This is a genomic window from Candidatus Aquicultor sp. (assembly GCF_054640775.1).
This window is the reverse complement of sequence record NZ_JBTSLF010000149.1, coordinates 1-6,291: the sequence shown is the minus strand read 5'-3', so window position 1 is coordinate 6,291 and position 6,291 is coordinate 1. Positions and strand designations below refer to the sequence as shown.

The following is a 6,291-nucleotide window of genomic DNA, read 5'->3' as shown; positions in this document are numbered from 1 at the left end:
CCACTCTATCGGGTAGATTGATCTGGCGCTACGGCTACCGCACAGTCGAAATCGCGGGCATGCTGTTTTGCATCATCGCAAGCATCATGTACCTGGGGATCGGTGTTTCATCGAGCCCTCTCTATATAGCACTCTGCAGTTTTGTTATGGGGGTCGGGCTGGGGTTGGCATCCACAACGCAGATCGTATCCATCCAATCGACGGTTGACTGGAAACAGCGGGGTATCGCCACAAGTTCGGTAATGTTCTCGCGCATATTAGGGAGCACGTTACTGGTCGCTATGCTCGGTACCGTAGTGAACACCTCGCTTACCGGTATGCTCGCCGGGTCGCCGCTTATCAAGAAATATGGCGTCAGCGATTCGGTGTCTATTACCAACCTGCTTCTTGACCCTGTCCGCAGGGCGACACTTCCACATGCCAACCTGGATGTGCTCGCTGATGCCCTTGCATATGGTATCCACATGACATTCTGGTTGGTACTGATCGCTTCGATCATCGGCTTGTTTGCTTCATTCAGGATGCCTGCCGGAGTGCCCGATAAGCACGGGAAGATTTAACGATGACAGCGAGAGATAAATAAAGGATTATAAGCACAAATGCATAATTAAGGTATTAGGCAATAATGTGGTTCGCCCATAAACTACACTGGGGGCAGCATTGTGATAGATTATGCATTTTCAAAGCATGCTTATGATATGCTAAAGGAACGGAACATTAAAGAAACGTGGGTAAAATCGACCTTAGAGCATCCAGAGAGGGTCGAGCACAGAGACGATGGCACGGTCCATTTCATAAAGGCGATAAATAAATGCGGTGGCAAATACCTGCGTGTTATAGTAAATCCGAACGTGCAACCGCAAAGGATAGTAACGGTATTCTTTGATCGACGACAGAGGAGGGAGCAGTGAGGCTTAAAATAGATCGCGAGAACGATGCCCTATATCTTAGATTAGATGAATCGGCGATTGTTGATTCAGAAGAAGTTAAGCCTGGCGTTATTTTGGATTATAATGCCAACGATAGCGTAGTCGGGATTGAGATATTGGGTATAAGCAAGCGTATCTCTGCTGAATCCCTCTCTGACATCGAAGTTGAAACCGCTTAAAGCTAGCCTCGCCGTTTGCCTCGGATGTTCGTAAGGTGTTTAAGAGCTGGCAAACACTGCTGGATTCAGGGACGCGGGTGATTCTCCCGGGTCACGGTAAACCTTTTGGTTCATACCGGTTGCGGGAGATAATGAGAAAACGTCACGCGTGGAGCTAGTTTCTTAGCTGGATCACCCCTCAAATGGTAATAAAAATAGCCCGGGCTACCGGGCTATTTCTGATTTATAGAGTTTATTAAGATCGAAAGCTCTTATGCGATCCCCTTAACCATGTCGTCAGCCGTCGGCACGTTGAGATACCTATCGCGGATAAACTTGAGTGAGTAAATCTTCTTCTCAACAAGGCCGAAGAGGGCGTTAAACCCCCAATATACACTGAGCCCGACCGGCGCCCCCCAGAGAACTAGAAGACCGATACCTACCGGTAACGCCAGCATCGCAATATTGCGGCTCTGCGCCGTGGCGGTTGGACCGAACCATCCCATAAGCCCCTGAATGGCGCTCGCGACAACCGGCAGAACATGCAGGCTATCGGCTGTACTTACGCTTAGAACCCACGGTATTACCGCGCTTCCTATTGAAGTGGCCAGGTGTGTTACCGAGACATACAGCGAGAAGAACACCGGTATCTGCACCAGCATCACCCCGAATGAGGAGAGCGGATTTACTTTGTGCGTGCTCATGATGTTCATGAGTTCCTTGTTGACCCGTTCCTTTTTATTCTTGAACTTCTCATCCAGTAACTTCTTAGCCTGGCTGAAGTTCTGCGTCATCAAAAGCCCGTGCTGCTGCTTAATAGATAATGGCAGGAGCAGAAGCTTGATTGCGATGGTCAACAGTGCGATGGCAATGAACCAATCGCCGGTAAACCCCATAATGGCGCCTAAAACGCCCGAGAAAAACGAGCTGAATATGCTCATTGATGTACCTCCTTAGTTAAGTAACGTGATAGAATGTCATACCAAACGACGTAGTAACCATCACATTAAAAGTCGCAGTAAACATTTTAAAAGCGATTAACTAAAAAGGCATATGCGGGGGCTCATCACCGGTGGAGTCCGTTTTTACCCTGATGCGGGGAACGTAATACCTTCTCGCGGGGCGCGGCACTCGCAACGCCGCTTGCAGGCCCGCGATCGAGTGCTCAGACCTGGTTTGCGCGAGGTCGGCGACCCGTTGGTAAGCAAGAAGGCGGGTACCGTAGTAGGTGAACGCCAATGCCAACCCGACGTTCAGCATCAGGATTACAATAAGAGTAAAATCGATATGCATTAGCCCACCTCCTGCGTTTTCATTACAAAGTTTATATCCTTGAAAGATTATATCCTGATTTGCCCGCTATTACAAAAATCAGATTCACCCGTGTGCCGTAGAATTTCACATCGTCGCGTGTTTACATCTTCTCTTAATATGCTTATCGAAACCGGGAGAGATGCGAATATCCGCCTAACAGCGATCGGCATATGAAGTAGAGGATGGATAAGGATGGCCGGTAATTATCCATTTAGAATATAATGATGGGGTAAGTCCACCCATATATTAAAAGGACAACCGGTATTGAAGCAAGTCATAGCTGCGATAATAGTGAAAGATGGGCCGGTCGCCGGCAAGCAATTCCTGACTGCCGACAGCCCCGTGTTGATAGCCAAGAGAGGGGTTCACGATAAGCTTGCCGACAAATGGGAATTCCCGGGCGGCAAGCTCGAAAAAGCCGTAAATATCCCATGCTCCGCAGACTAATCGTCTGGTGCATAAAACAGCAAACACCCCAATGCTCTATCCCGGCAAGATATTCGGTAATTGCAGAAATCTTAGCATCCTGACGATACCTTTCTCTAAAGAGGGAAATGGAGTTCCCTATCCGCGATCTCAAGGAGGAGATCTTGGTGAAAATCGCAGGTTCAAGCATAGCGATGGCAAGCGACCGCGCATACGTAGAAAAATATGAAAAAAGCGAAACGTTAAAAGCCTGGGTGGGCGATAAGCGCCCCGATTTCGAAGGAAATGGCAGATTGCTTGAACCTGCGCCGAAACCAAAGGTCGATATCCTCGATCTTTCCGCTAAAACCCCCGTTGTTGCAAAGGGCGGCAGTGTGAATGGCGCGGAAGCAGTCGAGCTTTCAGGGCTGGATGAGAAAGACGAGCTTAAGATACGTCTTATCGAAGCGATGTTCGAGATATTGACCGGAAAGAAAGTAAAGATAGGCGTTTTGAAGATGCCAAAGGCATGTGTCGAAGGCACATGCCCCAAAGCTCCCCCGCAACCCGCAGCGGCGCAAGGTTCCCAACCGGCGGCAGCGGAAGCTCCACAACAACAAGGATGGGGTGTCGAGTATGATTCCCATGAAGCGTACTCGGAATCCGAGACTGTGGCGTTTGAGGCCAAGGGAATCGTAAAAACAACCGATGGCAAAGATATCGAAATAGCCGTAACGCTGAATATGAGCAGGGAGTTTGCGGAAACCAATGATGTGCATCTCAGGGCGGGGGATGCCAAGAAAATCGACCCGCTGGTTATTAATTACAGTGGGACGGCCGCCGGGCTAACGACGACTAAATTCGAATTCGACCTCGATGCAAACGGCACCTCCGAACAGGTATCCTTTGTAAAACCCGGCAGCGGCTTTCTCGCGCTGGATAAGAATGTGGATGGAAAAATCAATAATGGAAGCGAGCTTTTCGGTCCCCAGAGCGGTGACGGGTTCGCCGAGCTGTCCACTTATGATGAAGACGGCAACAATTGGATCGATGAGAATGATTCTATCTTCGATAGGCTAAGGATTTGGGCGAAAGACGACCAGGGTAAAGACCTCATCTATACCCTGGAAGAAAAGGATGTCGGGGCGATCTACCTGGATCGCGTTGCATCCCAGTTCTCCATAAAAGACACAGCCAACACACTGCAAGGCTCCGTAAATTCAACAGGCGTTTACCTGGGCGAAAAAGGCCGTGCCGGAACCGTTCAGCAAATAGACCTCGCCGTATAACTTCTCCAACCTCTCGCTAAGGAATAAAAATAGGGCATAACATTGTCTGCTTAACACCCGCCGCTAGAATTGTTTTATACTAGTAGCGGGGGTGAACTAGTTGATTCGCAAGTGTGAAGAGAGTGATTTTGAAGCGATTTTTGAAATCGTAAACGACGCCGCGCAGGCTTACCGCGGCATTATCCCGGCCGACCGCTGGACCGAACCGTATATGCCCAAGGAAGAGCTTCGCCATGAGATCGATGACGGTGTGGCGTTCTGGGGATATGAGGAGGAAGGCGAGCTGCTCGGTGTCATGGGTATCCAGCCGGTCAAGGATGTGACGCTTATACGCCACGCCTATGTACGCACATCGAGGCGCAACCAGGGTATCGGCTCCAAGCTGCTGGATTTTCTCATGACTCAAGCGAAACCACCCGTTCTTATAGGTACCTGGGCGGATGCGACCTGGGCCGTCCGCTTTTACGAAAAGAACGGTTTCAACCTGGTCTCGACCGAGGAGAAGAACCGCCTGCTCAGAACATACTGGTCGATTCCGGAGCGCCAGGTCGAAACATCTGTAGTGCTGGCAGGCCAGGAGTGAAGATATTAATTGTCCTCGGGCACCCCGGCAAGGGAAGTTTTAACCATGCCATTGCAAATACAGCTGTAGAAGCGTTGAACGATAACGGGCACGAGGTTATGTTTCACGACCTCTATGAAGAAGGATTCGACCCGATTCTGCCTGTTTCAGAGATACCTAAGGAAGCGGGCCTGGATCGTTTGGTTCAGCGGCACTGTGATGAACTTGCGATCGCCGATGGGATTATCATCGTTCACCCCAACTGGTGGGGACAGCCACCCGCCATATTAAAAGGATGGATAGACCGCGTGATCCGCCCCGGTGTCGCATATGAATTTACCGAAGATGATAGCGGCGAAGGGGTGCCGATAGGATTGCTTAAAGCTCAAAGCGTCCTGGTATTTAACACATCGAACACCCCGGAGAAGCGGGAGCGGGAGGTCTTCGGCGACCCGCTGGAGCGCATATGGAAAGATTGCATATTCGACCTGTGCGGTGTCGGGGATTTTTATAGGAAGATGTTTCGTGTGATCGTAACCAGCACCGAGGAACAAAGAAAAAGTTGGTTTGCCGAAGTTCGGCAGACCGTTGGCAGGTATTATCCCATCAATGCGGGGAATTAGGCCTACATATATCTAGCCAGGGGTGTTTGATGCAGGGTTATTGGAATAAACGATTTATCCAGGACGGCAAGATATGGAGCGATGCGCCGAGTAAAACGAATCGTTCCGGGCGCCGGTTATGGGCGGAACGATTCGTTTTAACTTTGCGGCCGATGGGAATTGTTCGGCGTTTGAATCGATCGCCAAAGCTATTATAAAGGAAGCCCAGTACAGCAGTTACTTTAGCGATTTCGAGTGGCTCTGGTTTACTCCCGGCTTAGCAGAGTACGAGCGAACTCATTGGATGGCTCGACCAACCGAGCCTGGTACCGTTCATGCGGCGTATTGACGATCAGGATAAAGCGCAGTTTCGCGATGCCTTTATCGACAGAATGATAGAGCGTACACTTCAAGACGACGGGAGATGTTTTGAAACCTTCCGTCGAATCAAGTGTTGGCAAAAAAGTAGGAATGACTTGCGATTTATGAATTAAGCGTCATAATCGGTCTTGTTATATCGGGATTTGGCGTCTACGCGCTGGCGCTCTACCGCCTTAAAATCTGCCCGAATTGCGCCATCCCGTGTCCTTTTAACCCCAATAAGGTTACCAACTAGAATAAAGTGTTGTGGAGTTGTATAAGTGAGCGGAATACCTTTGATTCTAGCGACTATATTGTTCGTATATACTGCAGTGGCCGAGCCGATTTTCGGTGTGAGGCTCTATCGCAAGTTAATGGAGCTGCTCAAGGCGGACAGCACTGCGCGTATCCGCTTCTACCGCCGGACGGTAACAGTGCAATGGCTACGGGTGGTTATTGTCGGTCTGATCATGGTCTTCGCAGGAGTTCCATTCACGAAGCTCGGGGTAACCGTACCTGACGTAACGTCATGGGGCTTTATAGCCGGCCTGATAGTCTGCGTTGCCGCGGCCATATCGTTTTTGCGCACGGCAAGAAGACCCGATTATCGTGAGAACGTAAGCCGGGCGATGCAACCGGTGGCCGCTTTGCTTCCACACACGAAAGGTGAGC

11 protein-coding genes are annotated in these 6,291 nt (G+C 50.0%); 9 read left to right on the top strand and 2 right to left on the bottom strand.

Annotation, left to right across the window (positions count from 1 at the left end; all coding sequences use genetic code 11):
* From ACYC56_RS11275 to ACYC56_RS11265, 3 genes are all read left to right on the top strand, one after another.
* A partial coding sequence (locus tag ACYC56_RS11275) for an MFS transporter (RefSeq protein WP_461374279.1) occupies nucleotides 1–560 on the top strand: 560 nt, incomplete at its 5' end.
* Nucleotides 561–662: 102 nt separating this feature from the next.
* Entirely contained in the window at nucleotides 663–911 is a 249-nt protein-coding gene (locus ACYC56_RS11270; RefSeq protein WP_461374278.1) for a DUF4258 domain-containing protein, read from the top strand.
* Nucleotides 908–1,108 (top strand): DUF2283 domain-containing protein, encoded by a 201-nt coding sequence (locus tag ACYC56_RS11265; RefSeq protein ID WP_461374277.1) that lies wholly within the window; start codon nucleotides 908–910, stop codon nucleotides 1,106–1,108. Before ACYC56_RS11270 ends, ACYC56_RS11265 begins: the two co-directional genes overlap by 4 nt.
* A 251-nt stretch (nucleotides 1,109–1,359) precedes the next feature.
* Here the strand turns inward: ACYC56_RS11265 and ACYC56_RS11260 are convergent, their stop codons facing one another.
* On the bottom strand, nucleotides 1,360–2,028 hold the full coding sequence (locus ACYC56_RS11260) for a YidC/Oxa1 family membrane protein insertase (protein ID WP_461374276.1): 669 nt from the start codon (nucleotides 2,026–2,028) through the stop codon (nucleotides 1,360–1,362).
* Between the two features lie 100 nt (nucleotides 2,029–2,128).
* Nucleotides 2,129–2,380, bottom strand: a complete 252-nt coding sequence (locus ACYC56_RS11255) for a hypothetical protein (RefSeq protein ID WP_461374275.1) — start codon at nucleotides 2,378–2,380, stop codon at nucleotides 2,129–2,131.
* A gap of 285 nt (nucleotides 2,381–2,665) precedes the next feature.
* Between ACYC56_RS11255 and ACYC56_RS11250 the strand changes: the two genes are divergently transcribed.
* From ACYC56_RS11250 to ACYC56_RS11225, 6 genes are all read left to right on the top strand, one after another.
* On the top strand, nucleotides 2,666–2,848 hold the full coding sequence (locus ACYC56_RS11250) for a hypothetical protein (protein WP_461374274.1): 183 nt from the start codon (nucleotides 2,666–2,668) through the stop codon (nucleotides 2,846–2,848).
* Nucleotides 2,849–2,994: 146 nt separating this feature from the next.
* Nucleotides 2,995–4,095 (top strand): VCBS repeat-containing protein, encoded by a 1,101-nt coding sequence (locus ACYC56_RS11245; RefSeq protein WP_461374273.1) that lies wholly within the window; start codon nucleotides 2,995–2,997, stop codon nucleotides 4,093–4,095.
* 100 nt (nucleotides 4,096–4,195) lie between these two features.
* Nucleotides 4,196–4,678 (top strand): GNAT family N-acetyltransferase, encoded by a 483-nt coding sequence (locus tag ACYC56_RS11240; protein ID WP_461374272.1) that lies wholly within the window; start codon nucleotides 4,196–4,198, stop codon nucleotides 4,676–4,678.
* Entirely contained in the window at nucleotides 4,675–5,280 is a 606-nt protein-coding gene (locus tag ACYC56_RS11235; RefSeq protein ID WP_461374271.1) for an NAD(P)H-dependent oxidoreductase, read from the top strand. The genes ACYC56_RS11240 and ACYC56_RS11235 overlap by 4 nt, the downstream gene beginning before the upstream one ends.
* 118 nt (nucleotides 5,281–5,398) lie before the next feature.
* Entirely contained in the window at nucleotides 5,399–5,608 is a 210-nt protein-coding gene (locus ACYC56_RS11230; protein WP_461374270.1) for a hypothetical protein, read from the top strand.
* Nucleotides 5,609–5,900: 292 nt separating this feature from the next.
* Nucleotides 5,901–6,291 (top strand): hypothetical protein (locus tag ACYC56_RS11225; RefSeq protein ID WP_461374269.1); only part of this gene is annotated, 391 nt, incomplete at its 3' end.